The organism is Sphingomonas sp. S2M10 (assembly GCF_012650175.1).
Taxonomy (GTDB): domain Bacteria; phylum Pseudomonadota; class Alphaproteobacteria; order Sphingomonadales; family Sphingomonadaceae; genus Sphingomonas.
The window spans coordinates 12,190-36,416 of sequence record NZ_JAAILI010000014.1; the positions used below are offsets into that span (position 1 = coordinate 12,190).

At 69.7% G+C, this 24,227-nt stretch carries 22 protein-coding genes; 14 read left to right on the plus strand and 8 right to left on the minus strand.

Going from position 1 to position 24,227, the window contains the following annotated elements; all coding sequences use genetic code 11:
- Window positions 1-50 precede the first annotated feature (50 nt).
- Both S2M10_RS04805 and thiS read right to left on the minus strand, forming a co-directional pair.
- On the minus strand, window positions 51-842 hold the full coding sequence (locus tag S2M10_RS04805) for an alpha/beta hydrolase (RefSeq protein WP_168845142.1): 792 nt from the start codon (window positions 840-842) through the stop codon (window positions 51-53).
- Window positions 842-1,846 (minus strand): sulfur carrier protein ThiS, encoded by a 1,005-nt coding sequence (thiS, locus tag S2M10_RS04810; RefSeq protein WP_168845143.1) that lies wholly within the window; start codon window positions 1,844-1,846, stop codon window positions 842-844. Before thiS ends, S2M10_RS04805 begins: the two co-directional genes overlap by 1 nt.
- An 80-nt stretch (window positions 1,847-1,926) precedes the next feature.
- On the opposite strand from thiS, the gene aroQ reads away from it, so the two are divergent.
- Genes aroQ through arsC form a run of 4 tightly spaced genes read left to right on the plus strand, consistent with a single transcriptional unit; the run spans window position 1,927 to window position 4,601 of the window.
- Window positions 1,927-2,361: a type II 3-dehydroquinate dehydratase gene (aroQ, locus tag S2M10_RS04815; protein WP_168845144.1), complete on the plus strand. Its 435-nt coding sequence runs from the start codon at window positions 1,927-1,929 to the stop codon at window positions 2,359-2,361.
- Between the two features lie 44 nt (window positions 2,362-2,405).
- Entirely contained in the window at window positions 2,406-2,888 is a 483-nt protein-coding gene (accB, locus tag S2M10_RS04820) for an acetyl-CoA carboxylase biotin carboxyl carrier protein (RefSeq protein WP_168845145.1), read from the plus strand.
- A 10-nt stretch (window positions 2,889-2,898) separates the two neighbouring features.
- A complete protein-coding gene (gene accC, locus S2M10_RS04825; protein ID WP_168845146.1) occupies window positions 2,899-4,263 on the plus strand; it encodes an acetyl-CoA carboxylase biotin carboxylase subunit in 1,365 nt (454 codons plus the stop codon).
- Entirely contained in the window at window positions 4,260-4,601 is a 342-nt protein-coding gene (gene arsC / locus S2M10_RS04830; protein WP_168845147.1) for an arsenate reductase (glutaredoxin), read from the plus strand. The genes accC and arsC overlap by 4 nt, the downstream gene beginning before the upstream one ends.
- 142 nt (window positions 4,602-4,743) lie before the next feature.
- Here arsC and S2M10_RS04835 read toward each other — a convergent pair whose 3' ends face one another.
- Window positions 4,744-5,592 carry an NAD(P)H-binding protein gene (locus tag S2M10_RS04835; protein ID WP_168845148.1) on the minus strand — a complete coding sequence of 283 codons (849 nt, stop codon included), beginning with the start codon at window positions 5,590-5,592 and terminating at the stop codon, window positions 4,744-4,746.
- A gap of 89 nt (window positions 5,593-5,681) precedes the next feature.
- Here S2M10_RS04835 and S2M10_RS04840 point away from each other — a divergent pair, with 89 nt between their 5' ends.
- The 3 genes from S2M10_RS04840 to S2M10_RS04850 all read left to right on the plus strand — a co-directional run bounded on the left by S2M10_RS04840 (window position 5,682) and on the right by S2M10_RS04850 (window position 7,349).
- Window positions 5,682-6,074, plus strand: a complete 393-nt coding sequence (locus S2M10_RS04840; RefSeq protein ID WP_168845149.1) for a helix-turn-helix domain-containing protein — start codon at window positions 5,682-5,684, stop codon at window positions 6,072-6,074.
- Window positions 6,075-6,300: 226 nt separating this feature from the next.
- Window positions 6,301-6,651 carry a CidA/LrgA family protein gene (locus S2M10_RS04845; protein WP_168845150.1) on the plus strand — a complete coding sequence of 117 codons (351 nt, stop codon included), beginning with the start codon at window positions 6,301-6,303 and terminating at the stop codon, window positions 6,649-6,651.
- Window positions 6,648-7,349 (plus strand): LrgB family protein, encoded by a 702-nt coding sequence (locus S2M10_RS04850; protein WP_168845151.1) that lies wholly within the window; start codon window positions 6,648-6,650, stop codon window positions 7,347-7,349. The genes S2M10_RS04845 and S2M10_RS04850 overlap by 4 nt, the downstream gene beginning before the upstream one ends.
- Window position 7,350: 1 nt before the next feature.
- On the opposite strand, the gene S2M10_RS04855 is transcribed toward S2M10_RS04850, so the two are convergent.
- Complete coding sequence (locus S2M10_RS04855; RefSeq protein WP_168845152.1) at window positions 7,351-7,722, minus strand: PAS domain-containing protein; 372 nt, start codon at window positions 7,720-7,722, stop codon at window positions 7,351-7,353.
- Window positions 7,723-7,826: 104 nt separating this feature from the next.
- Between S2M10_RS04855 and purL the strand changes: the two genes are divergently transcribed.
- Window positions 7,827-10,061 carry a phosphoribosylformylglycinamidine synthase subunit PurL gene (purL, locus tag S2M10_RS04860; RefSeq protein WP_168845153.1) on the plus strand — a complete coding sequence of 745 codons (2,235 nt, stop codon included), beginning with the start codon at window positions 7,827-7,829 and terminating at the stop codon, window positions 10,059-10,061.
- Between the two features lie 284 nt (window positions 10,062-10,345).
- A complete protein-coding gene (locus S2M10_RS04865; protein ID WP_168845154.1) occupies window positions 10,346-11,920 on the plus strand; it encodes a PAS domain-containing sensor histidine kinase in 1,575 nt (524 codons plus the stop codon).
- Window positions 11,921-11,927: 7 nt separating this feature from the next.
- On the opposite strand, the gene S2M10_RS04870 is transcribed toward S2M10_RS04865, so the two are convergent.
- The 3 genes from S2M10_RS04870 to S2M10_RS04880 all read right to left on the minus strand — a co-directional run bounded on the left by S2M10_RS04870 (window position 11,928) and on the right by S2M10_RS04880 (window position 14,639).
- A complete protein-coding gene (locus S2M10_RS04870) occupies window positions 11,928-12,299 on the minus strand; it encodes a response regulator (protein WP_168845155.1) in 372 nt (123 codons plus the stop codon).
- A 90-nt stretch (window positions 12,300-12,389) separates the two neighbouring features.
- Complete coding sequence (locus S2M10_RS04875; protein WP_168845156.1) at window positions 12,390-13,040, minus strand: response regulator; 651 nt, start codon at window positions 13,038-13,040, stop codon at window positions 12,390-12,392.
- A 192-nt stretch (window positions 13,041-13,232) separates the two neighbouring features.
- Window positions 13,233-14,639 (minus strand): hypothetical protein, encoded by a 1,407-nt coding sequence (locus tag S2M10_RS04880; RefSeq protein ID WP_168845157.1) that lies wholly within the window; start codon window positions 14,637-14,639, stop codon window positions 13,233-13,235.
- 227 nt (window positions 14,640-14,866) lie between these two features.
- Between S2M10_RS04880 and S2M10_RS22380 the strand changes: the two genes are divergently transcribed.
- The 4 genes from S2M10_RS22380 to S2M10_RS23075 all read left to right on the plus strand — a co-directional run bounded on the left by S2M10_RS22380 (window position 14,867) and on the right by S2M10_RS23075 (window position 20,377).
- The gene (locus S2M10_RS22380; protein ID WP_211090876.1) at window positions 14,867-15,325 is read left to right on the plus strand and encodes a hypothetical protein; all 459 of its coding nucleotides are present in this window, start codon (window positions 14,867-14,869) and stop codon (window positions 15,323-15,325) included.
- 154 nt (window positions 15,326-15,479) lie between these two features.
- Window positions 15,480-17,558, plus strand: a complete 2,079-nt coding sequence (locus tag S2M10_RS04885) for a transferrin-binding protein-like solute binding protein (RefSeq protein WP_211090877.1) — start codon at window positions 15,480-15,482, stop codon at window positions 17,556-17,558.
- Window positions 17,555-18,868 (plus strand): surface lipoprotein assembly modifier, encoded by a 1,314-nt coding sequence (locus tag S2M10_RS04890; RefSeq protein ID WP_168845159.1) that lies wholly within the window; start codon window positions 17,555-17,557, stop codon window positions 18,866-18,868. The genes S2M10_RS04885 and S2M10_RS04890 overlap by 4 nt, the downstream gene beginning before the upstream one ends.
- A gap of 117 nt (window positions 18,869-18,985) precedes the next feature.
- Complete coding sequence (locus S2M10_RS23075) at window positions 18,986-20,377, plus strand: globin-coupled sensor protein (protein WP_168845160.1); 1,392 nt, start codon at window positions 18,986-18,988, stop codon at window positions 20,375-20,377.
- 112 nt (window positions 20,378-20,489) lie between these two features.
- Here S2M10_RS23075 and S2M10_RS04900 read toward each other — a convergent pair whose 3' ends face one another.
- On the minus strand, window positions 20,490-20,720 hold the full coding sequence (locus S2M10_RS04900) for a hypothetical protein (protein ID WP_168845161.1): 231 nt from the start codon (window positions 20,718-20,720) through the stop codon (window positions 20,490-20,492).
- A gap of 335 nt (window positions 20,721-21,055) precedes the next feature.
- Here S2M10_RS04900 and uvrA point away from each other — a divergent pair, with 335 nt between their 5' ends.
- Complete coding sequence (uvrA, locus tag S2M10_RS04905; protein WP_168845162.1) at window positions 21,056-24,148, plus strand: excinuclease ABC subunit UvrA; 3,093 nt, start codon at window positions 21,056-21,058, stop codon at window positions 24,146-24,148.
- Window positions 24,149-24,227 lie beyond the last annotated feature (79 nt).

Here is a 24,227-nt window from a genome sequence, read left to right on the forward strand (position 1 = left end):
AAGGTCGGGTGCCACACGACACGACACCTGCGACTTGCCCGAAAGAACGACTATCGGGCGGGAGCGGTTCCCGATCCGCTGCGGGTGACCTCGTCCAGAAACGCCATCGTCGCACGCCATGCTTCCTGCGCGCCATCCGGGTTCTTGGTTCGCAGCAGCGTCGACGCGCCATGCGCCCCGCCCAGCCTGGGCACGAACTGCGTCTTCTGCGTCGCGGGTGAGGCCTTGAGGATCTTGCGCGCCGCATCCTCCTCCTGGCCGTCCCGCGCCGAGGTGACGAAGATCGGCACACGCACCTGGCTGGCCGCGCGCGCCACCGCGCCCTTGTCGTCGAGATATTCCCCCGGCGAGAAGGCGAGCAGCGCCCGCACCTGTCCCGGATGCGCGGCGGCGAGCGGGAAAATCAGCGCCGCCGAATAGCTGCTGCCCCACAGGAGGATCGGCAGCTTCTGCTGCCGGGCCCAGGCAAAGGCCGCATCCAGGTCCTGCTTCGCCTCGGCATAGCTTGCCGAATGGCCGAGCATCCTCACCGTCTCGTTCACCCCGAACAGCGTGCCCCCGGCGCGTTGGTCGATCCGCAACGACGAATAGCCGGCCTGCGCCAGCTGCGGCGCGAGCAGTGCGTACTCGTCCTTGCTCGATTCGGCCTGGTGAAACAGCAGGAGCAGCGCCTTGGGCTTGGCCGCGCGCGTATAGACCCCGGCGATCTTCACGCCGTCGGCGGCGGTGAGCGTCACCGGATCGGCCGAGATCGGCCCCCGATTCTCCGCCGGATCACCCTGCGGCCGGGGATGGCAGCCCGCCACCGCGAGCAGCGCCAGCGCCGCCAGCGCGCCCCGCATCAGATCAGCCCCGCCAGCGGGCTCGACGGATCGGCATAGCGGCGCTTGGCCATGCGCCCGGCGCGGTAGGACAGCCGCCCCGCCTCCACCGCCGCCTTCATCGCCGCCGCCATCAGGATCGGATCCTTGGCCTCGGCGATCGCGGTGTTCATCAGCACGCCGTCGCAGCCCAGCTCCATCGCCACCGCCGCGTCCGACGCCGAGCCGACGCCGGCATCGACCAGCACCGGCACCTTGGCGCCTTCGACGATCAGCCGGATCGTCACCTGGTTCTGGATGCCGAGCCCCGATCCGATCGGCGCACCCAGCGGCATGATCGCGACCGCACCGGCATCCTCCAGCCGCTTGGCGGCGATGGGATCGTCGACGCAATAGACCATCGGCTTGAAGCCTTCCTTGGCCAGCACCTCGGTCGCGCGCAGCGTCTCGACCATGTCCGGATAGAGCGTCCGCGCCTCGCCGAGCACTTCCAGCTTCACCAGCTCCCAGCCGCCCGCCTCGCGCGCGAGGCGCAGCGTGCGGATCGCGGATTCGGCATCGAAGCAGCCCGCGGTGTTGGGCAGATAGGTGATCTTCTTCGGGTCGATATAGTCGGTGAGCATCGGCGCCTTGGGGTCGCTCACGTTCACCCGGCGCACCGCCACGGTGACGATCTCGGCCCCCGAGGCGGCGACCGCGGCCGCGTTCTGCTCAAAATCCTTGTACTTGCCGGTGCCGACGATCAGCCGCGAGCGGAAGGTCTTGCCCGCCACCGTCCAGCTATCGTCGGCAAGCGGGCCGGCATGGTCACCGCCGCCCACGAAATGGACGATTTCCAACTCGTCGCCGTCCTCGACGATGATCTCGCCCAGCGTCGAGCGCGGCACCACTTCGAGGTTGCGTTCCACCGCCACCTTCTCGGGCATCAGCCCCAGTTCGCTCGCGAGCTGCGCGAGGGTGAGCCCGGCGGTGATGCGCTTGTGTTCGCCGTTGACGCGGATGGAGACGGTGCCGTCGCTGTGCATGAAGAGCCTTGGATTTGATCGGAGACGTCACCTCATATAGGGAGGGCGGCATCCTGCCCGCAACCGAAAGGCGCCTTGCATTGGCCGATACGATCTTCGTCTTGAATGGCCCCAACCTCAACCTGCTGGGCCTGCGCGAGCCGGAAATCTATGGATCGGACACGCTGGACGACATTGCCGGCATGCTGGAGGACCGCGCCCGCGAGCTGGGCCTCGAGATCGAGATGCGCCAGTCCAACCATGAGGGCCATCTGATCGACTGGCTGCACGAGGCGCAGGCCGATGGCGCCCGCGCCGTCCTACTAAATCCGGGAGGGTACACGCACACCTCGGTCGCGCTACACGATGCGGTCAAAAGCATCCGAACGCCGGTGATCGAAGTGCATCTCTCCAATCCGCACGCCCGCGAATCCTTCCGCCACACGAGCTTTGTCGGCCGTGCTGCGAAAGGCACAGTGGCCGGCTTTGGTGCACACTCCTATATTCTCGCGCTTGAAGCCGCCGCGCGTCTCTGACAGAGGGCGCCGTTTCATTTGAAGAATTCACAAAGAAGGGTCGTATGGCCGAAGAAACCAAGACGGGTGCAATGCAGGTCGATATCGAGCTGGTCCGCCAGCTCGCCACCGTGCTCGACGACACCCAGCTGACCGAGATCGAAGTGGAGGACGGCGAACGCCGCGTCCGCGTCGCCCGCACCATCACCGCCGCCCCCGCGGCACCGATGCAATATGCGCAGCCCGCGCCGATGCTCGCCGCCGCTCCTGCTGCGACTGCCCCGGCCGAAATCGTCGCCGCGCCGCAGCCGGCCGCCAATGCAGTCAAGTCGCCGATGGTCGGCACCGCCTATCTCAAGCCGAACCCCGAGGCGAAGACCTTCGTCACGGTCGGCCAGCAGGTCGCCGCGGGCGATACGCTGCTGATCATCGAGGCGATGAAGGTGATGAACCCGATCCATGCCCCCACCGCCGGCACGGTCAAGGCGATCCTGGTCGAGAACGGCCAGCCGGTCGAGTTCGACCAGCCGCTCGTCGTGGTCGAGTAACGGAACGGCCATGCCCGAGATCAAGAAGCTGCTGATCGCCAATCGCGGCGAGATCGCGCTGCGCATCCACCGCGCCTGCCATGAAATGGGCATCAAGACGGTGGCGGTGCACTCCACCGCCGATGCCGATGCGATGCATGTGCGCCTGGCGGACGAGGCGATCTGCATCGGCCCGCCGGCCGCATCGGAGAGCTATCTCAACGTGCCCAACATCATCTCGGCCGCCGAGATTTCGGGCGCGGATGCGATCCACCCGGGCTATGGCTTCCTTTCGGAGAACGCCCAGTTCGCCGAGATCGTCGAGGCACACGGGCTGATCTTCGTCGGGCCCAAGCCCGAGCATATCCGCACCATGGGCGACAAGATCGAGGCGAAGCGCACCGCCGGCGCGCTCGGCCTGCCGCTGGTGCCGGGCTCGGACGGCCCGATCGCGGATCTGGAAGAAGCCAAGGCGATCGCCGCCAAGGCCGGCTATCCGGTGATCATCAAGGCCGCCTCGGGCGGCGGTGGTCGCGGCATGAAGGTGTGCACCAGCGAGGACCAGCTCGAAACGCTGATGCAGCAGGCGGGTTCGGAAGCGAAGGCCGCGTTCGGCGACGCCACGGTGTACCTCGAAAAATATCTCGGCAATCCGCGCCACATCGAGTTCCAGGTATTCGGCGACGGCAACGGCAACGCGATCCATCTGGGCGAGCGCGACTGCTCGCTCCAGCGCCGCCACCAGAAGGTGCTCGAAGAGGCGCTCTCGCCGGTGATCACGCCCGAGGAGCGCGCGCATATGGGCGGCATCGTGGCCAAGGCGATGTCCGACATGGGCTATCGCGGCGCGGGCACGATCGAGTTCCTGTGGGAAAATGGCGAGTTCTACTTCATCGAGATGAACACCCGCCTTCAGGTCGAGCATCCGGTGACCGAGATGATCACCGGCATGGACCTGGTCCGCGAGCAGATCCGCGTCGCCGAAGGGCATGGCCTGTCGGTGCGCCAGGAGGAACTGGAGTTCCGCGGCCACGCGATCGAATGCCGCATCAACGCCGAGGATCCGCGGACCTTCGCGCCCTCGCCGGGCACGATCACGCATTTCCACGCGCCGGGCGGCATGCACGTCCGCGTCGATAGCGGCATCTATTCGGGCTACCGGATCCCGCCTTATTACGATTCGATGATCGCCAAGCTGATCGTCTATGGCCGCACCCGCGAGGGCTGCATCCTGCGACTGAAGCGCGCGCTGGAAGAGTTCGTGGTCGACGGAATCAAGACGACGATCCCGCTCCACCAGGCACTGCTCGACGACCCCGAGTTCCAGAAGGGCGAATACACGATCAAGTGGCTCGAGGAGTGGCTGGCCCGCCACGACGAAGCCGCCGGCGCGTGAAGGCGACGATCTACCACAACCCGCGCTGCTCCAAGTCGCGCGAGGCGCTGGCGATCCTCACGGACGCCGGCGCCGAGGTGGAGGTGGAGGTGATCGAGTATCTCAAGACGCCGCCGAGCCGCGAGGTTCTGGCGGCGCTGTACGAGCGCGCGGGGATGACCGCGCGTGAAGGCCTGCGCATCGCCGAGGACGCCGCCAAGCCGCTGAAAGGCGCGGACGACGACACCATCCTCGATGCGATGGCGGCCAACCCGATCCTGATCGAGCGCCCGCTGGTGGTCACCGAGCGCGGCGTCCGGCTGGGAAGGCCGCCCGAGAAGGTGCGGGAGATCCTGTAGGCGTTCGCTCCCCTCCCGCTTGCGGGAGGGGTCGGGGGAGGGACCGACGTGGCGGCTGCTGCCGCGACGGCATCGCGGGCGCCGACGTCATCCCCTCCCCTAGCCCCTCCCGCAAGCGGGAGGGGAACGCGTATCGAGAAGGTCAGCCCCGCACCCCCGCGACGATCGTCTCGCGCCACGGCGTGGTCGGGCGGCCGATCAGCCCGGACAGCGTCTTCGACTCATCGAACAACGCCCCATCGGCCACCCGCGCATCGCTGTCCGCGAGGATCGCCGCGAACGGCCCCGGCAGGCCTGCGCCTTCCAGCGCCTCGGCATAGTCCGCTTCCGGCAGGTCCTGATAGGCGACCGGCTTGCCCGAGGCCTCGGCCAGCGCCGCCGCCAGCTCGACATGGGTGAAGCCGGTATCGCCGGCCAGCTCGAACGTGCCGGCTTCGCCGCGCACCAGCACCACCGCCGCCGCCTCGGCATAGTCCGCCCGCGCCGCGCCGGAGACCAGCCCCTCGCCCGCGCTGCCGATCAGCACGCCATGCTCGATCGCGGGACCGGCGCTCATCAGATAGTTCTCGGTGTACCAGCCGTTGCGGAGCAGCGCGTGCTGCACGCCGCTTGCCGCCAGCAGGTCTTCGGTCGCCTTGTGCTCGACTGCCATCTGCATCGGCGAGCTCTGCGCGCGGAGCAGGCTGGTATAGGCGATCAGCTGCACGCCCGCCGCCTTGGCCGCGTCGATCACCGCCCGGTGCTGCGGCACCCGGCTGCCGATCGCGTTGCCCGAGACGAGCAGCAGGCGGGTGACGCCCGCGAGACCCGACGCCAGTGTCGCCGGCGCATCATAGTCGAACGCGCGCACGGTTACGCCCTTGGCGGCGAGGTCGGCGACGCGCTCCGGCGCGCGCGCCAGCGCGACGATCTGGTCGGGCGCGACCTTGCCCAGCAACGAGTCGATCACGAGGCGGCCCAGCTGGCCAGAAGCTCCGGTAACGGCGTACATGGCAGTTCCTTTCGGCGATGGATTGACGACAGCGATCTAGCGCCCCACTTACGAATCGTAAGTACGCACACAAAGGTAAGTATAAAAAAATGTCCGCGTCCCCGCCCCGCACCCTTGCCGCGATGATGGATCGCGGCGACGTGTTCGTCCCCGATTGCCCGTCGCGCGCGGTGCTCAAGCGGATCACCAGCAGCTGGGGACTGCTCGTGCTGGTCGCGCTGCAGGACGGCACCCGCCGCTTCAGCGAACTGCGCCGCCGGGTGAACGGGGTGAGCGAGCGCATGCTCGCCCAGACGCTCCAGCAGCTGGAGGCGCACCATCTGGTGACCCGCCGCAGCCTGCCGGTGGTGCCGCCGCATGTGGAATACAGCCTCACCCCGCTGGGCGCGGAAGCGGCGGCGAAGGTCGAGGATCTGGTCGAGTGGATCCAGGCCAATCTGGGCGGGCTGATGCCGGCGGCGCTGGACGAGGCAGCGGAGTAGCCCCATCCTGACCGTCATCCCCGCGAAGGCGGGGATCCATTGGCGCTGGTGGCGCGGCTCCATCCCCAACGTCCTGGCAAATGGATTCCCGCCTTCGCGGGAATGACGATCGGCGTGTGGTGGCTCCGTTCCCTTCCCTCGAACATCCCGGCGTACGCCGCCCGAAACCAGCCCTCCCTCCCCCGGCAGTGTACCTCCCCGCGCCCGCATGGCATGGCACCGACCCATGATCGCCGCCATCGCCACCCTGCTCCTCTGCCAGCTGCTCGGCGAGGGGATCCATCTGCTCTCCGGCCTGCCGCTGCCCGGCGCCGTGATCGGCATGTTCCTGCTGCTCGGCTGGCTGCTGCTCCGCCCGGGCGAGCGGCCCTCCCTGGTCCAGGTCTCCGGCTGGCTGACCGCGCATCTCTCGGTGATGTTCGTCCCCGCAGCGGTGGGGCTGATCGAGGAGGGCCCGGTGCTGGCGCGGAACGGCGTGGCGATCGTCGTCGCCACGCTTGCCTCGACGCTGCTCACCATCGCGGTGACCGCGCTGGTCTTCCGCTGGGCGCTCGCGCGGCAGGAGCGCGGTGCATGACCGCCCTGTGGACCATGCTGCAAACCACACCGCTGCTCTGGCTCGCCGTCACGCTGCTGGTGTTCGAGGGTGCGGATCGCCTGTCGGTGCGCAGCAAGCGTCATCCGCTCTGCCATCCGGTGCTCACCGCCACGCCGGTGCTGATCCTCGTACTGCTTGCGACGCGCACCCCGTACCCGGTCTATGCCCGGAACACCGCGATGCTCAGCTTCCTGCTCGGCCCGGCGACGGTGGGCCTCGCGGTGCCGTTGTGGCGCAACCGCGCGCTCGTCCGCAGCGCCGCGGCGCCGCTGCTGCTGGCGCTGTTTGCCGGTTCACTGACCGCGATCCTCAGCGTCACCGCGATCGTCTGGGCATTCGGCGGCAGCGCGGCGATCCTCGCGACCGTCGCCCCGCGCTCGGTGACCACCCCGGTGGCGATGGCGCTGGCGCAGCAGCTGGGCGGCATCCCGGCGCTGGCGGCGATCGTGGTGCTGATCGCCGGCGTGTTCGGCGCGATGATCGCGACGCCGGTGCTCAACGCGCTGCGGATCGAGGATTGCCGCGTGCGCGGCTTCGCCACCGGTGTCGCCGCGCACGGCATCGGCATGGCCCGCGCCTTTCAGGTCTCGGAACTGGGCGGCACCTTCGCCGGCATCGGCATGGCGCTCAACGCCGCGATGACCGCGTTGCTGCTGACGCTATGGGCGGTGCTGTAACCTATTCGTCGGTCACGTCCTGCTTGGTGCCGTAGAGCCGCACCGGGCGGCCGCCTTCGCACTCCACATCCGCGGTGAGCCGCATCCGGCGCAGCGCGCCGTCGCGGCGGCGGATGGTCACGTCGATGGTGAAGCTGCTGCCCTCCGCCACCGCGCGGCTGCGCACCTGTTCGAGCAGCGCCGCCGATTCCGGCGTGTACATCGCCACCGCCTCCGCGCGCGCGACCACCGATCCGCGCGGAAAGCCGAACAGATCGTACACCCCCGGCGACCAGCGCAGCGCTTCGGTCGCCAGGTCGCATTCCCATGCGGCGGGCAGAGGGGGCAGTACATCATCCGCAGGCGCGCGGGGCGTGAGGGGCTCGATCGTCATAACGTTTGCGCAATACCATGGATCTGCCGCGCGATCGACCTGCCCTTGGCGACTCGCAACTCCCGGGGTGACGCGCGCGCCGCGCCCCGCTAAGGGGTCCGGCCATGACCCAGATCACGCCCGAGATCGTGGCCGAGCACGGCCTTTCGCCCGAAGAATATGACCGCGTCCTCAAGGCGCTCGGTCGCGCGCCGAACCTGACCGAGCTCGGCATCTTCTCGGTGATGTGGTCCGAGCATTGCAGCTACAAGTCGAGCCGCATCCACCTGAAGAAGCTGCCGACCACCGGCCCGCAGGTCATCTGCGGCCCCGGCGAGAATGCCGGCGTCGTCGATATCGGCGACGGCCAGGCGGCGATTTTCAAGATGGAGAGCCACAACCACCCGTCGTACATCGAGCCCTATCAGGGCGCGGCGACCGGCGTGGGCGGCATCCTGCGCGACGTGTTCACCATGGGCGCGCGGCCCATCGCCAACATGAACGCGCTGCGCTTCGGCCGGCCCGACCATCCCAAGATGAAGCATCTGATCGCCGGCGTCGTCCATGGCATCGGCGGCTATGGCAATTGCGTCGGCGTGCCGACGGTGGGCGGCGAGGTGAACTTCCACCCGGCCTATGACGGCAACATCCTGGTCAATGCGATGACCGTCGGCATCGCCGATACCGACAAGATCTTCTATTCGGCGGCGAGCGGCGTCGGCAATCCGATCGTCTATGTCGGCTCCAAGACCGGCCGCGACGGCATCCACGGCGCGACCATGGCCTCGGCCGATTTCGGCGAGGATTCGGAAGAGAAGCGCCCCACCGTCCAGGTCGGCGATCCGTTCACCGAGAAGCTGCTGATCGAGGCCTGTCTCGAGCTGATGGCCTCGGACGCGATCGTCGCGATCCAGGACATGGGCGCCGCCGGCCTCACCTCCTCGAGCGTCGAGATGGCGTCCAAGGGCGGCGTCGGCATCGAACTCATCATGGACGATGTGCCCCAGCGCGAAACCGGCATGACGCCCTATGAGATGATGCTCTCCGAGTCCCAGGAGCGCATGCTGATGGTGCTCAAGCCGGGCCGCGAGGATTTCGCCGAGGCGATCTTCCGCAAGTGGGAGCTCGATTTCGCGGTGATCGGCCATGTCACCGACACCGGCCGCATGGTGCTCAAGTGGAAGGGCGATGTCGTGTGCGACATCCCGCTAGCCCCGCTGGCCGACGACGCGCCCCTCTACGATCGCCCGCACGTGCCGACGCCCAAGCAGCCCGAGCTGCAGAACGTGCCGGAATGCACCGATCCCGCCGCCGATCTCGTCAAGCTGATGGGTTCGCCGGACATCGCCAGCCGCCGCTGGATCTGGGAACAATATGACCACATGGTCGGCGGCGACACCGTGCAGCGTCCGGGCGGCGACGCCGCGGTCGTGCGCGTCCACGGTACCGACAAGGGCCTGGCGATCACCACCGACTGCACCCCGCGCTACTGCTTCGCGGACCCGGTCGAGGGCGGCAAGCAGGCGATCGCCGAAGCATGGCGCAACCTCTCCGCGGTGGGCGCGACCCCGCTGGCGGTGACCAACTGCCTCAACTTCGCCAACCCGCAGCGCCCGGAGATCATGGGCCAGATCGTCGGCTGCCTCGAGGGCATGAGCGACGCCTGTCGCGCGCTCGACTTCCCGATCGTCTCGGGCAATGTCAGCCTCTACAACGAGAGCAAGGCCACCGGCGGCGGCTCGGCGATCCTGCCGACCCCGGCGATCGGCGCGATCGGCCTGCTCAAGGACTGGCAGAAGAACTGCACCATCGCCTTCAAGGGCACCGGCGACGTGATCATCGCGGTCGGCGAGCGCGGCGGCCATCTCGGCCAGTCGATCTGGCTGCGCGAGATCTGCGGCCGCGAGGAAGGCCCGCCCCCGCCCGTCGACCTGATGATGGAGCGTCGCACCGGCGCGTTCATCCGCTCGGCGATCTGCGGCGGCGCGATCACCGCCTGCCATGACGTGTCGGACGGCGGCCTGGCGGTTGCCGTGGCCGAGATGGCGCTGGCCACGAACATCGGCGCGATCCTCGACCAGCCCCAGCCCTTCGGCGTCGCCGGCAGCTGGTTCGGCGAGGACCAGGGCCTGTACGTGGTGACCGTCAAGGACGAGGCACTGGCCGACTTCCTGGTCGCCGCCGACAAGGCCGGCCTCGCCGCCGATCCGATCGGCCGCACCATCGCCAACCGCATCATCTTCGAGATGGAGGAAGGCGATTTCTGCGTGAGTCTCGACGATCTGCGCAAGGCGCATGAGGGCTTCTTCCCGGCGCTGATGGGCGCGGCGGAAGCGGTGCGCGAGGAAAACGCGATCTGATCGATGCTAAAAGCCCCTCCCCTTCAGGCGCATCAGGTCGGCGCTGCCCCCGGCAGCGCCTGAACAGCGCGGGGCGCTGTTCACCTGATGCGGGTTTGGGGTGGGGCGGTGTCTCACCGGGACCAACAGGCGTTCTGGAATCCCTCCACCCCCAACCCCTCCTCCAAGGAGGAGGGGCTAAAGAAGAGCCGTCCCCCTAAACCGCACCACAACCCCCAAATGGGGGGTACCGCGTCGCTCGCCTTGGGCTGGTGACAGCGCAGTCATCGCGCCATCCTCTTGCCATGTCGGATTTCGGGGAACGAGCCAGGGGCGGCGGTAGCGTCGCCTTGCCGGGCGGAAGGTGGCCGGGCGCGGCGCTGGACGGCGCCCGCCTCCGCGCCCTCGCCGCATCGTTGCTCGCCCTCGGCATCTTCTGGGTCGACAGCTTCACCAGCTTCCACAGCGCGATCGCCACGCTCTACGTGCTCGTCCTGCTGCTGGCGGGCGCGGGTCTGGAGCGGCGCCCGCTGATCGGCTGGGCGCTTGCCTGCGCCGCGCTCACCCTGACCAGCTTCCTCGTCGTCCATCGCGCCGCGCCCGCGACCGAGGCGGCGCTGCGCCTGCTGGTAAGCCTCGCCGCCAACGCTGTCACCACGGCGCTGCTGCTCCACCGTGCCGCGCTCGACGCCCGCATGGCGCGTGAGGAGCGCCGCTATGCGACGATGACCGACACGCTGGCGATCGCGATCTGGGAACATGATTTCCGCCCCGTCGCGGAGGCGGTCGCCGCGCTGCGCGCCCAGGGTGTGACCGATCTCGCCGCCCATCTGCGCGCGCATCCTGCCCTGGTGGCCGAGTTGCGCCGCCAGGTGCGCATCACCGACGTCAACCGTACCGCGCTCGACATGATGGGCGTGCCAAGCAAGGCAGCCTTCTTCCGCAGGCTCGGCGACTTTCTGCCCGAGACCGATGCAAGCTTCGCCGATTGCATCCTCGCGATCGACGAGCGACGTCCGATGTTCCAGGCGGAGACCCAGGTGCTCGCCGCCGACGGATCGCCGATCGACATCATCGTCGCATTCGGCCTCGCGCCCGATACCTGTCTGGCGCACGTTCCCGGCAGCATCCTCGACATTCGCGAGCGCAAGCGGCTGGAGACAACGGTTGAGCGCACCCGTATCGAGCTGGAGCGGGTCCAGCGCACCGCCGCGATCGGCGCGATGTCCGCCTCTATCGCCCACGAGATCAACCAGCCGATCTCGGCGGTGCAGAGCTATGCGGATTCCGCCGCGCGCTGGCTCGCCCGCCCCGAACCCGATCTCGACGAGGTACGGCTGTCGCTCGCCGGGCTGAACCTGGCGGTGGCCAATATTCATGCGGTGATTCGGCGCGTCCGTTCGCTGGTCGGCGGCGCGCAGGGCGAGATGCAGCCGCTGGCGCTTGGCACGCTGGTGACGGACACGCTCGCCATCGCCGCACGCGATCTCGACGCCCACGGTGCCCGGATCCAGGTCGCACCGCTTGGCGCACCGCAGGTGATCGGCGACCCGATCCTGCTCAAGCACCTGCTGCTCAACCTGATCACCAACGCGTTGCAGGCGATGGAGGCGGCGGGCGTACCGGACAAGCGGATGGAACTGGCGCTGGAGACACGCGCGGACCGCGTCCGGCTGCTGCTGCGTGATCACGGGCCCGGGCTCGATCCGGCCATGGCCCGGCCGTTCGAGACCTTCGCGACGACCAAGCCCGGCGGCATGGGCCTCGGGCTGGCGATTTGCCGCTCGATCGTGGAACTGCACGACGGCCGCATCGCGATTGCCAACCACCCCGATGGCGGCGCGCTGGCGACGATCGAGCTGCCGCTCGCCGCCGCGTGACCCGACCCTAGCCGCCCAGCGCCCGCGCCAGCGCCCGCGACAGCAGATCGGGATCGACCGGCTTGTCGAGCAGCGCGACCAGGTCCAGCGCCGCCGTGCGGGCGCGCAGTTCCTCGGTCGGGAAGGCGGTCATCAGGATCACCGGCACCGCCGATCCCCGCGCCCGCAGGCACTCGCGAAGCTCCAGCCCCGATCGGCCCGGCATCTGCAGATCGGTGAGCACGCAGGCGACGGCATCGGCTGCAGCGTCCAGATAGGCATCCGCCGAGGGATAGATCGCGGTGCGGTAGCCGAAGGAGCGGACCAGGCTGGCCGTCGCGTCGCGCACCAGCGCATCGTCATCCACCACGGCAACCAGACTGTCCCGCACACGCACCATTCCCTTCGCCGCCGGGCCATCCGGGACTGTATCTGCAACGGTAGAGAGGTGGTCCGTCGCTGTAAGCTATACGGGTGTTTATGCGGGGATTTACGGATTCCCGTCGCGCGGCGGCAGTGCGCCGGCCGCGCGGACCAGATCGGGCACGGTGCGCACGCCCATCTTGCGCATCAGGCTGGCGCGGTGGAGCTTCACCGTGATCTCGGCGATGCCCAGTTCGCCGGCGATCTGCTTGTTGAGCAGGCCGCGCACCACCCCCTCCATCACCTGCCGCTCGCGCGCGGTAAGCGTGGCGAAGCGCCGACGAACCCCTTCGTTCTCCTGCGCCGCGCTGCGCCGCGCGGCGGCGCGAGCCAGCCCGGCATTGACCGCATCGAGCATGTCCTGGTCGCGGAACGGCTTGGTGAGGAAATCCACCGCCCCGCCCTTCATCGCCTTCACCGACATGGGAATGTCGCCATGTCCGGTAAGGAAGATCACCGGCAGGTCGATGCCGCGCTCGACCAGCCGTTCGCGGCATTCGAACCCGCCGATGTGCGGCATGCGCACGTCCACCACCAGGCAGCAGGGCGTCTCGGGCAGCGCCGCGTCGAGCAGTTCCTGCGCCGAGCCATAGTTGCGCACGACGAAATCGACCGAACGAAACAGCGAGTCGAGCGAGCCGCGCACCAACGGGTCGTCGTCGACCACCAGCACCACGGGCTGCGCCTCGAGCGCGGGAGCGGGAGCGGGGCGGGTCATGGCGGCGATCCTTTCGCTCCTTGGGTGACCCAAGCGGCGCCGGCGGGCAATCCCGGATGGGGCATCCCGACACCCCCCGAACGGGCGCCTCCAAAGGCCCAAGGGCCATTCACACGGCGCCCCGGCCGGGCAGGGGCTCGCATCATGCACCGCCGAACGATCTGGAGCGACGTTTCCCGGAACAAGTCTACGCTAGTCGACCCGGGCCTCCTCCCGCGTCCGAGGCGCCGGCGGCGCGCGGCGCATTTCGACGGCGGGCGCAGGCGGCCGGGCGGCGGGGGGCGGTGCAGGCCGCGCCACCGGCGGGGGCGGTGGCGGGCTCGGACGGTTCTGCACCGCGTCGGGGCGTGCCGCCGGGGGGCGGAACGCCGGACGCGGGGCCGTTGCGCCAGACCCATCCGGCCGCGCCTGCCGCATCCAGCCCGGCGACATCCACCCGCCGCGCCGCGGCGTCCCATCGCCGGGCGGGGCCGGCGGGGGTGCCGCGGCCGGCGGCGAGGCGGGTGGCGAGGCAGGGTTCGAGGCACCGGCTCCAGGCCGCGGTCCCTGCCAGCCCGGGCGTGAGCCTTGCCAGCCCGGACGGGACCCCTGCCAGCCCGGACGCGAACCCTGCCAGCCGGGGCGGCCCTCGCCCTCCCCGCGCGGCGGACGAGCGCCCCCGCCGTCCGGACGCGGGCGAACGGCGCCCCCGGCCTCCCATTCATGGCGCCCCGGCGTCCCGCTGGTTGGCGGCGGCGGCGGCGTCGGGCGAGTGGCTTGCGGACGATCGGGACGCTGCCCGGGCACGCCGTTCCACATCCAGGGACGTCCGGGCTGGCCCGGCTTCGGCGGCGTCCCGATGTTCGGCGGCCGGCCGGGGCGTGAGGGACGGTGCTGCCAGCGCTGGCCCAGGCCCGGTGGCGGCGGCCCCTGGAAACCGCCGTTGCGCCACCGCGCAAAAGCCGCGGCCATCGCCGCGCGGCGCGCGCGTTCCTCGGCCCAGCGGCGCTGCTCGGCGATGGCGAAACCGTCGTTACGATAGCGCCAGCCGGCATCCCAGCCCGGATCGATGCCGATGAAGAACAGGTTCAGATTGCCCCAGGCGGTGGTGTCGACGGGTGCCCAGTGCCGATCGAGCAGCGCACTGCGCAGCCGCCGCCCGCGATCGTACAGCCGCTCGCCCGACTCGATGTCCCGCACGCCCTGGTCGCGCGGCACCAGCCGGCCGCCGCCGTCATACACCGCGGCGACATTGCCCTCCTGAAAGGCGAAACTGCGATCGGCCTCGCGCACCAGAAAGGGGCCACGGTCGCCGGGGGCGAAAAAATAGGTGCGCGCGCCCTCGGCCTCGTCCTCCACCACCACCCAATAGCCGTCGCGCAATTCCCAGGCGACGGGCGTGCCGCCATCGAACCCGAAGCTGTAGTCCGGCGGCGCGTCGCCCACCGTGTCCCACAGCGCGCGGGCGCGATCGATCCAGCGATAGTCGCTGTCGCCCTCGGCATCGACGTTCGCCGATCCGGCCGAGACGACACGCGCGTCCTGCGCGAAGCCGGCGGTGCAGCCGCACAGCAGCGCGGCCCCGGCCGCACCGAAGAACAGGGAGTGGAACCGGGCCATCGCGTCACCTCGTCGATCGTGTCGATGTCAGCATCGGCCCGCCCCGGTGAACAAAGCATGACAAACCCGAAACCCACTGCAACAAAATGAAAAATAACGGATTAACCAATATTTAGAGCCGGCCCGTGCATAGCCCCCGCCATGGTTAATGCGGCTTTCAGGGGATTCGGCATGCGGCGCGCGATCATGCTCCCGACGATGGTTTCGGCTTTGGCACTGGTTGCGGCGTGCAGCGGCGGCGGTGGCGGCGGCGGCGTGTCCACGACGCCCGCGGCGCCCAGCCCGGTGCCCGACACGACGCCGTCGCCGAGCCCCACACCGGCGCCGACGCCCGCACCCACCCCGACGCCAACGCCCTCGCCAACCCCGGCTCCGACGCCCACGCCAACGCCGTCGCCGACCCCGACGCCAACTCCGGCCCCGACCCCAACTCCGACTCCGGCCCCGACGCCAACGCCGACGCCGACCCCAACTCCGGCCCCGACGCCTACGCCGACGCCGACGCCGACGCCGGCTCCGACGCCGACACCGACTCCGACTCCGACGCCAACGCCGACCCCCACCCCGACGCCTACGCCTACGCCTACGCCGACACCCACACCTACGCCGACCCCCACGCCAACGCCGTCGAGCCCGCAGGTCAACGCGTCGCTGCTATCGCTCACCAGCACGGAGAGCTTCGATAACGACGCGACCGGCTTCACCGGCACCTTCTATCCCGATGCACGCGCCTGCGGCTGCCTCGCGGCGACGCGCACGCTGACGATCCGCTTCGATGCCGCGACCAGCGGCTATACCGTCAGCGACGGGGTCAACAGCGAAACCTTCCTGCCCGGTGACATGGACACCGCGCAGTCCAATTCGGTGCTCCGCGTCTATCGCCATGCTAGCGGGACCAGCGACTATACGCTGTCGCTCACGCTGCCCGGCAGCAGCGGCGCGCTCACCTACGCCTATGTCGGCGGCGGTTTCTGGCAGCGCGCAGACATTGCCTCAGGAGGCGAAAGCGCTTTCCGCTTCAACGCCTTTACCTATGGCGTCGAGACGCCCGACGCCGCAGTGCCGCGCGCCGGCAGCGGCGCCTATGCGATCGACCTGGTCGGCTCGCTCGGCTATGGCGTGCTCGAGAGCCTGGTCGGCGGCGGCACGCTCCAGGTCGATTTCCTCACCGGACAGATCGTCACCAGCGGCGAGGTGCGCGAAGTCTCGACCAGCACCGGCGCGACGATCACCAGCTCCACCTTTGTCGGCCTCGCCCAGCTTGCCGCCGGCGGCAACGCCTTTTCGGGCGCCTTCGCCTTTTCCGGCGGCGACCTTGTCGGCACGCTGGACGGCCGCTTCTACGGCCCGGCCGCCGAGGAAGTCGGCGCGTCGTGGAGCGCCGCCAATGCCGACGGCCGCGCCGCCGCCGGCGTGCTGATCGGCCGCCAGTCGGGCGCGCAGGCGGGCAATGCCAGCCTCGCCAGCCTCACCGCCAGCCAGATCTTCACCGGCGAGGCGGCCACGCTGGGCGCCAGCTATGACGACGCCAGCGGCGCGCTGACCGCCACCGGCACCACCGCCCAGCCGGTAACCGTCAGCTACGACGCTGCCTCGGGCAACTATATCGTGATCTCGGGCGCGCGCACCGGCGTGTTCCCGGCATCGGCGAGCAGCAGCGGCGGCGACCAGCTGACGCTGGATGCGCTGGGCGGGCTGCGCTATGTCCGCGCCGGCCGCTGGTCGAGCAGCGCCAGCAGCAACGGCATCACCACCGCCGTGATCGACTCCTTCGCCTTCGGCATGGCCACCGCCGCCTCGGCGCTGCCGCGCACCGGATCGGCAAGCTATGCCGTGACGCTCGCCGGCGCGCTGGCCGATGCCAGCCAGCCCGGGCCGCTTGCGCTCACCGGCAACGGCACGCTCAGAGCCGATTTCGCCAGCGGCGCGATCGCCACCAGCGGTGCCGTGACCGCCAGCTTCACCGACGCGACCAACGCCGTCACCAGCAGCACCGGCAGCTTCAGCGGATCGGCGACGCTGTCGAGCAGCGCCAACAGCTTTACCGGCGCGCTCAACCTCGCGGTGCTGTCGGGGTACAACGGGGCATTGACGGGTCGTTTCTACGGCCCGGGGGCCGAGGAAGTCGGCGCCAGCGCGGCGCTTACCGCCACCAACGGCGCGGTCGGCGCGGTCAGCCTGGTCGGCGGCACGTCGAGCGGCAGCCTCGCTGCGGGCAGCAGCCTCGCCCCGCCGGAGGTGTCCGGCACCGCCGCCGACGGCTACGGCGTGACCGGCCTGCCCGGCCTCTCCGAGACCCTCGTCCTGCTCACCGCAGCCGATCGCGAGGCAATCACCAGCGACGTGGGCTTCGACCTTTATCGCAAGGCGATCGCCGCCGGCACCGTGCAGGCGCGCATCTACGATGCCGGCAAGGGCCCGCTCGCGCTCAGCTATGCCAGCTTCGCCGAGCTCGCTTATCTGGCGAACGATGCCGCCGCCGGCAGCGATCCGCAGCGCTGGTACCTGCCCTTCGGCCAGCGCACCACCGCCGACCAGATGCCGCGCACCGGCACCGCCGGCTATGCGGGCCAGGTGTTCGGCACCGGCACCGTCGGCGGCGCCGACTACGCGCTGGGCGGCACCAGCAGCTTTACCGTGGATTTCGCCCGGGCCAGCGCCGCCGGCAGCCTCGCAATCACCGGCAGCGGCGCGGCCGGCAGCCAGGATTTCGGCAGCTTCGCCTTCCAGGGCGCGGGCATCTCGGCCAACGGCTTCACCGGCGCACTCAGCGCAGCGGGCGGCGCGGGCAGCCTCACCGGCTGGTTCTTCGGACCGCAGGCGCAGGAGATCGGCGCGCGCTTCGACGCCACCCGCACGCTGGCGAACGGCGACAAGGCGGTTCTCAGCGGCGCGACGCTCGCTAAGAAGGCGCCGTGACCCGCACGACGCTGCTCCCCTTGGCGCTGGCCCTGCTCGCGCCGCTGCCCGCGCGCGCGCAGGCGACCGAGCAGCACCAGGTCTCGGCGGTCGAGCTGTTCGCCCTCGCCGCCCGGGCCGAGGCGGACGGCCGCCCGGACGAGGCCGAGACGATGTACCGCGCGCTGGCCCGGGATCCCGACGCCGAGATCCGCGCCGAATCACGCTTCCGCCTCGGCCAGCTGCTCGAGCGGCTGGGCCGCAAGCGCGAGGCGGCGACCATTTACCGCGCGCTGCTCGACGAGAAGCCCGGCGCCGCGCGCGTCCGGCTCGAGCTCGCCCGGTTGCTCACCCAGCTCGGCGACGAAGGCGCGGCGCGGCGCGAGCTGCGCCAGGCACAGGCCGGCGGGCTGCCGCCACAGGTCGCGCAGATCGTTGACCAGTTCGCCGCCGCCTTGCGCTCGCGCAAGCCGTGGGGCGCCAGCCTCGAAGTGGCGCTCGTGCCCGACAGCAACGTCAACCGCGCGACCGATGCGGCGACGCTCGACACCGTGCTTGCGCCGCTCCAGCTGTCGCGCGACGCGCGCGAGCAATCGGGCGTCGGCGCCCGCGCGGCGGGCCAGCTCTACGCCCGCGTGCCGGTGGCGGCCAATCTCGCGCTCGTCCCCCGCGTTTCCGGCCAGGGCGATTTCTATCGCCAGGGCCGCTTCAACGACGTCTCGGCCTCGGCGCTGGTCGGCCTGGAATGGAGTCTCGGCCGCGACCGGTTGCGCCCCTCGATCGGCGGTACCCAGCGCTGGTATGGCGGCAGCCCCTATGCCCGCACCGCCACCGCGGCGATCGATTGGCAACATCCGCTGGGCACCCGCGCGCAACTCACCACCAGCGCCACCATCGCCGACACCACCTATCGCGGCAACGCGCTGCAGAACGGCCTGCTGCTCAACGGGGCGATTGCCTATGAGCGCGCCTTCAGCCCGCGCGCCGGCGGCAGCATCACCCTGTCCGCCACCCGCCAGACCGCCAGGGATCCCGGCTACGCCACCGCCTCGGGAGCGATAAGCCTGCTCGGCTGGCGAGACTTCGGCCGCACCACCGTCTACGCCACCGCCGGGCTACGCCGGCTGGAAGGCGATGCGCGGCTGTTCCTGTTCCCCGAGCGGCGCAAGGACTGGAATTTCAGCCTGGGCGCGGGCGCGACCTTCCGCCGCCTCCAGATACGCGGCTTCGCCCCCGTCATCCGGCTCGATTGGGAGCGCAACCAGTCCAGCGTCGGCATCTACGATTTCACCCGCAAGGCGGCGACGATCGGGCTCACGCGCGCCTTCTGAGGGGATCTCCGCGCGCGCCCTGAATGTCCCAAGGTACACGGCCTGCCAGCACGCCCGGCAGGCGGCGCCGCTCTATACAAGAGGAGAAGGCCATCGGCCCGGTCTAGGAGCAGGATCTTGCACCCCGAACTCACGACCCGCCTCGATTTCGTCGGTTATACCGCAGACAAGCGCACCCTCCTTGCCGAGGCGCGCGACACCATCCAAGCGGCCCTCGCGCCGGCGCTGGACCGGCTTTACACGCAGATCGCTGCGCATCCGGAAACCGCGAAGATGTTTTCCGGCCCGCCGCACATCGCCAAGGCCAAGCAACTCCAGGCCGACCATTGGGCGCATCTCTCCGGCGCCGCCTTCGATGCCGATTATGTCGAGCGGGTGAAGCGCATCGGCGCGCGCCACGCCAAGATCGGCCTCACCCCGCAATGGTATATCGGCAGCTACGCGATCATCCTCGACTCGATGATCGAAAGCTTCGCCGCGATGGAGCGCGGCCCCCGCCTCCCCTTCGGCCGCCGCAAGCCGGACCCCCGCTTCGACCAGCTTCGCGCGATCGTCACCGCCGCGCTGATCGACCTGGAAATGTCGGTCTCGATCTATTTCGAGCAGGAACAGGCCGGCCGCGCCAGCGCGATGGCGGCGCTGCAGGAGCGCGAGAAGGCGCTCGCCGCGCTGCTCGGCGCGATCAACGAGACGGTCGACGCGATCAAGACGGGATCGCAGGAAATCGCCCAGGCCTCGGGCGACCTCGCCCGTCGCACCGAAGCCAATGCCGCCAGCCTCGCCGAGACCGCCGCCTCGGTGCAGGAAATGGACCAGCGCCTCAAGGCCACTGCCGACAGCGCCCGCCGCACCGTGGAACGGGCGGATGGCGCGAAGGCAACCGTGGACACGGGCCGCACCATCACCGAACAGGCCGTCTCCGCAATGGAACGCGTGTCGGACAGCGCCAAGGGCATCGACAGCGTCATCGAGGGCCTCGACAAGATCGCGTTCCAGACCCGCGTGCTCGCCATGAACGCCGCCGTGGAGGCGGGCCGCGCCGGCGAGGCGGGGCGCGGGTTCGCGGTGGTCGCCGATCTCGTTTCCGCGCTGGCGATGCGCGCCGAGGAAGAGGCCGGCCGCGCCCGCGACCAGCTGACCGCCACCCAGGCCGATATCGTGACCGCGGTGGACATGGTCGAGAAGGTGGACGGCGCGCTTGCCAACATCTCGGGCGACGTGGCGACGGTGAACGAGCTGCTGACCGAGATGGCGCGCGACAACCAGGCCCAGGCCGGCGCGATCACCGACGTGTCCGCGACGATCGGCGAGATGGACCGCGCCACCCAGCAGAATGCGGCGATGGTGGAGCAGACCTCCGCCGCCGCCCAGAACCTCGCGCGCGAAGTGGACCGGCTGGCCCGCCAGGCGAACAGCTTCCAGGAGGCGGGCGCGACGCCCGCCGCTCCCGTCGAGCCCAGCGCGGCGGCAAGAGCAACCGTGCAGGCCCTTGGCGCGATGGCCTTCTGATCCTCCCCGCCGTCGGGCTCCCACCCCCGGGCCAGGGGGGCGGAGCCGGCAGCACCTGGCGGAGGGGGCGCGCAATCCCTGGCGCGCGCGCCCTCCGCCTCCTTTGCCGATGTCAGACCTTTGCAACGATATCGGACTGCAGCCGCAAGCGCTCGATGTCCACCGGTTCCACCGCCACGCCCAGGCCGCATTCGTTCAGCAGCTGGCACCGTGCCCCGCCGGCGCGGGGGGCTTGGCGACGGGCATCGGCGGTGCAGCGGCCGATGGTGAGGATCAGCACGCCTAGGCGGATCGGGTTCGCTCGCTGCACGCCGGTGCCGCCGTCGCCCGTCCGCCCGGCCACCTCACATCAAAGCGCTTTCGCGCATCGGCTGTTGTCCGAACGAGCAGCGGGCGGGGATGTCCAGCCCCCCGGCCTGAATATCCCCGCCCGCATGGGCGCCGCGCTTCCCCCGAAATGCGGCACCCTGGGAGACCTGGTGCGCCGAGGACCATCTGCATGGCTCCGGCGCTGACGTCGCTGTACCCCCGCACCCGCCGGGCGGTGCGTGACCGCCGTCACGGCGGCACAAACCTTCCTCCCGCCCGCCCTTCCCCATCGGCCCCCTCGCACCGGCGGCATGGCGTTCCTATCTGGGCTCTGGAAAACCATTCAGAACAAAGCTAGAACCCTCCTTTATGGCACTCACCACGATCTCCGTCCGCGGCGCGCGCGAGCACAACCTCAAGGGCGTCGACATCGACATTCCCCGCGACACGCTGACGGTGATCACCGGGCTGTCCGGCTCGGGCAAGTCGAGCCTCGCCTTCGACACCATCTATGCCGAGGGGCAGCGCCGCTATGTCGAGTCGCTCTCGGCCTATGCACGCCAGTTCCTCGAGCTGATGCAGAAGCCCAATGTCGAGCATATCGAGGGCCTCAGCCCCGCCATCTCGATCGAGCAGAAGACGACGAGCCGCAACCCGCGCTCGACGGTGGCGACAGTCACCGAGATCTATGATTACATGCGGCTCCTGTGGGCCCGCGTGGGCGTGCCCTATTCGCCCGCCACCGGCCTGCCGATCAGCGCGCAGACGGTGAGCCAGATGGTCGACCGCGTGCTGGCGCTGCCCGAAGGCACCCGGCTGCTGCTGCTCGCCCCCGTGGTGCGCGGGCGCAAGGGCGAGTATCGCAAGGAGCTCGCCGAGTGGCAGAAGGCCGGCTTCAGCCGCGTCCGCATCGATGGCGAGATGTACCTGATCGAGGAAGCCCCGGCGCTCGACAAGAAGTTCAAGCACGACATCGAGGTGGTGGTCGATCGCCTGGTGGTCGGCGGCGACATCGCGACGCGCCTGGCGGAGAGCTTCGAGACCGCGCTCAAGCTGGCCGAAGGGCTGGCCTATGTCGACCTGGTGGATACCACCGTCGAGGCGCTTGCAAGCCCCTCCCCTTCAGGAGCATCAGGTCGGTCAGGCTCCCAGCCTGACCTAGATCGCGCGGGGCGCGATCTACCTGATGCTGGGTTGGGGGTGGGGGCTGTCCGGGAAGCACCCCAGACGTTCGCGGCAGAAGGACACGACAGTCCCCACCCCAACCCCTCCCCTGAAGGGGAGGGGCTTAAGAAGAAGATGAAGGGCACCGGCCTGCCGCCGAACCGCATCGTCTTCTCCGAGAAGTTCGCCTGCCCGGTCTCCGGCTTCACCATCCCCGAGATCGAGCCGCGGCTGTTCTCGTTCAACGCCCCCCAGGGCGCCTGCCCGGCATGCGACGGCCTCGGCGAGAAGCTCGAGTTCGACGAGGACCTCGTCGTCCCAAACCACGACCTGTCGATCAAGAAGGGCGCGGTGGTGCCCTGGGCCAAGTCCAACCCGCCCTCGCCCTATTACATGCAGGTGCTGGGCAGCCTCGCCCGCGCGTTCGCGTTCAGCCTCGATACGCCGTGGAAGGACCTGCCCGGCGAGGTGCAGCGCATCATCCTCCACGGCACCGGCGGCAAGCCGGTCACCCTCACCTTCGTCGACGGCCGCAAGAGCTACGACGTCAAGAAGCCGTTCGAGGGCGTGATCGGCAACCTCAACCGCCGCATGCTGCAGACCGAAAGCGCCTGGATGCGCGAGGAGCTGGGCAAGTACCAGGCCAGCCACCCCTGCGAGGTGTGCGGCGGCGCCCGCCTCAAGCCCGAGGCGCTGGCGGTGAAGGTCGCGGGCCAGGACATTTCCTACGCCACCCATCTCTCGGTGGTCGACGCGCTCGGCTTCTTCCAGACCCTGCCCGAGACCTTCACGCCGCAGCAGCGCGAGATCGCCCGCGCGATCCTCAAGGAAATCGACGAGCGGCTCGGCTTCCTCAACAATGTCGGGCTCGACTATCTCAACCTCGATCGGACCTCGGGCACGCTGTCGGGCGGCGAGAGCCAGCGCATCCGCCTCGCCAGCCAGATCGGCAGCGGGCTGTCGGGCGTGCTCTACGTGCTCGACGAGCCCTCGATCGGCCTGCACCAGCGCGACAACGACATGCTGCTCGCCACCCTGAAGCGCCTGCGCGACCTCGGCAACACCGTGCTCGTCGTCGAGCATGACGAGGATGCGATCCGCACCGCCGATTATGTGATCGACATGGGGCCGGGCGCCGGCGTCCATGGCGGCGAGATCGTCGCCAAGGGCACGCTCGACGAGGTGCTCGCAACGCAAGGCAGCGTCACCGCCGATTACCTCAACGGCACCCGCGAGGTCCCCCTGCCGGCCAAGCGCCGCAAGGGCAACGGCAAGAAGATCACGGTGCACAACGCCGTCGCCAACAACCTCAAGGGCGTGACGGCGAGCATCCCGCTCGGCACCTTCACCTGCATCACCGGCGTCTCCGGCTCGGGCAAGTCCAGCTTCACGCTCGACACGCTCTATGCCTCGGCCGCGCGCCAGCTCAACGGCGCGCGCGTGCTCGCCGGCAAGCACGACAAGATCACCGGCCTCGAAAACTGCGACAAGGTGATCGACATCGACCAGTCGCCGATCGGCCGCACCCCGCGCTCGAACCCGGCGACCTATACCGGCGCCTTCACCAACATCCGCGACTGGTTCGCCGGCCTCCCCGAGGCGCAGGCGCGCGGCTACAAGCCCGGCCGGTTCAGCTTCAACGTCAAGGGCGGGCGGTGCGAGGCGTGCCAGGGCGACGGCGTGCTCAAGATCGAGATGCACTTCCTCCCCGACGTCTATGTCACCTGCGACGTGTGCCACGGCGCGCGCTACAATCGCGAGACGCTGGAGGTGAAGTTCAAGGGCAAGTCGATCGCCGACGTGCTCGACATGACGGTGGAAGACGCGGTCGAGTTCTTCAAGGCCGTGCCGCCCATCCGCGACCGCATGGCGATGCTCGCCGAAGTGGGCCTGGGCTATGTGAAGGTCGGCCAGCAGGCGACGACGCTGTCGGGCGGCGAGGCGCAGCGGGTGAAGCTCGCCAAGGAACTGGCGCGCCGCGCCACGGGGCAGACGCTGTACATCCTCGACGAGCCGACGACGGGCCTGCATTTCGAGGACGTCCGCAAGCTGCTGGAAGTGCTCCACGCGCTGGTGGAACAGGGCAACACGGTGGTGGTGATCGAGCATAATCTCGACGTCATCAAGACCGCCGACTGGATCCTCGACCTGGGGCCGGAAGGCGGCGTGAAGGGCGGCGAGATCGTCGCCGAAGGCACGCCGGAGCAGGTGGCGAAGGTGGCGGGGAGTTACACCGGGCGGTATCTGGCGCCGTTGCTCAAGCCGCGGGGGAAGGCGGCGAAGGTGGCGGCGGAGTGATCCGCCGCTAGCCCCTCCCCTTCAGGGGAGGGGTTGGGGTGGGGCCTGACGGAACAGCCAGGCACGCGGCCCGAGCGAC

What these genes read in the sequence shown, in the direction of transcription:
- purL (WP_168845153.1), top strand. Translation starts at nt 7,827, where the DNA reads ATGACCCAGATCACGCCCGAGATCGTGGCCGAGCACGGCCTTTCGCCC.
- S2M10_RS04870 (WP_168845155.1), bottom strand. Translation starts at nt 12,299, where the DNA reads ATGGTGCGTGTGCGGGACAGTCTGGTTGCCGTGGTGGATGACGATGCG.
- S2M10_RS04875 (WP_168845156.1), bottom strand. Translation starts at nt 13,040, where the DNA reads ATGACCCGCCCCGCTCCCGCTCCCGCGCTCGAGGCGCAGCCCGTGGTG.
- S2M10_RS04885 (WP_211090877.1), top strand. Translation starts at nt 15,480, where the DNA reads ATGGACACCGCGCAGTCCAATTCGGTGCTCCGCGTCTATCGCCATGCT.
- thiS (WP_168845143.1), bottom strand. Translation starts at nt 1,846, where the DNA reads ATGCACAGCGACGGCACCGTCTCCATCCGCGTCAACGGCGAACACAAG.
- S2M10_RS04855 (WP_168845152.1), bottom strand. Translation starts at nt 7,722, where the DNA reads ATGACGATCGAGCCCCTCACGCCCCGCGCGCCTGCGGATGATGTACTG.
- accC (WP_168845146.1), top strand. Translation starts at nt 2,899, where the DNA reads ATGCCCGAGATCAAGAAGCTGCTGATCGCCAATCGCGGCGAGATCGCG.
- accB (WP_168845145.1), top strand. Translation starts at nt 2,406, where the DNA reads ATGGCCGAAGAAACCAAGACGGGTGCAATGCAGGTCGATATCGAGCTG.
- uvrA (WP_168845162.1), top strand. Translation starts at nt 21,056, where the DNA reads ATGGCACTCACCACGATCTCCGTCCGCGGCGCGCGCGAGCACAACCTC.
- S2M10_RS04835 (WP_168845148.1), bottom strand. Translation starts at nt 5,592, where the DNA reads ATGTACGCCGTTACCGGAGCTTCTGGCCAGCTGGGCCGCCTCGTGATC.
- S2M10_RS04805 (WP_168845142.1), bottom strand. Translation starts at nt 842, where the DNA reads ATGCGGGGCGCGCTGGCGGCGCTGGCGCTGCTCGCGGTGGCGGGCTGC.
- S2M10_RS04845 (WP_168845150.1), top strand. Translation starts at nt 6,301, where the DNA reads ATGATCGCCGCCATCGCCACCCTGCTCCTCTGCCAGCTGCTCGGCGAG.
- S2M10_RS04840 (WP_168845149.1), top strand. Translation starts at nt 5,682, where the DNA reads ATGTCCGCGTCCCCGCCCCGCACCCTTGCCGCGATGATGGATCGCGGC.
- S2M10_RS04850 (WP_168845151.1), top strand. Translation starts at nt 6,648, where the DNA reads ATGACCGCCCTGTGGACCATGCTGCAAACCACACCGCTGCTCTGGCTC.
- S2M10_RS04880 (WP_168845157.1), bottom strand. Translation starts at nt 14,639, where the DNA reads ATGGCCCGGTTCCACTCCCTGTTCTTCGGTGCGGCCGGGGCCGCGCTG.
- S2M10_RS04865 (WP_168845154.1), top strand. Translation starts at nt 10,346, where the DNA reads ATGTCGGATTTCGGGGAACGAGCCAGGGGCGGCGGTAGCGTCGCCTTG.